The sequence below is a fragment of the Caldisericum insulae genome (genome assembly GCF_047785965.1).
GTDB classification, from domain to species: Bacteria; Caldisericota; Caldisericia; order Caldisericales; family Caldisericaceae; genus Caldisericum; species Caldisericum exile_A.
On record NZ_JBLOBF010000035.1, the window covers coordinates 1 to 821 of the forward strand.

1 protein-coding gene is annotated in these 821 nt (G+C 37.0%); it reads left to right on the forward strand.

Translation table 11 applies throughout. The features are described from left to right. Positions 1 to 177 precede the first annotated feature (177 nt). Positions 178 to 821: WD40/YVTN/BNR-like repeat-containing protein (locus tag ACMV0E_RS08080; RefSeq protein WP_416085871.1), on the forward strand; the 644-nt coding region annotated here is incomplete at its 3' end.

The window sequence follows — 821 nt, forward strand, 5'->3', positions numbered from 1 at the left end:
GCATGTTGCGATGATTGTACAAAATGACACTATAAATCGCGCATTAAGCCAACATAATAATGATAGGCGTCACTATCTTTATACTATAACAGGATACTACAGTTACAGTTGTGGCTTTTATACTGTTCATAACTATGTTTCCTTTTATTCTTTATCAATGCTAGATGGTACAACGAAATGACGAAAAAAGCTGTAATAGTACTAATAGTAATAATGTCTATTACTTTACCAGGCTTCTTTGGATGTAACAAGAAAGAAGAATTTATGCAATGGAAAACCTCTCACTGGGAAAAGATTAAGGATGGTTATATTGATGCTATCGTGATAGACTCAAAAGATAGTGATGTCATATATGTAGTTGATGTTTACAAAACCAAGGAACATGGATTACAAGCCAATAAGGTATGGAAATCCGAAGATGGAGGAGACCATTGGAAAGAAGACCCAACCAAGAAAATTGAAGACATCGATCGTATGTATACGTTATCTATTCATGGGGAATCAGATATCTTCGCCAACCCTTCGAATCCTAAGGTACTTCTCAAACAACTTCCTTCTACTTCGCCATTTAACGAGCGGTCTGAAGATGGTGGCAATAGTTGGGAAAAAGTTCTTGGAGGTTTTCTCATCGTTCCCAAAAATCCAGCGATTGTTTATTGCTTTGACGACTTAGGAGGCATCTCTTTCTCTCTTGATTTTGGGAAAACATGGAAACGCACTTCTTTGCCACCGGTTTCATATATAAATACCTTTGCTATTGCAGTTGACCCCAAAAATCCCAACGTTCTATACATTGGTAGTGAATCTGGCCTCTTTAAATC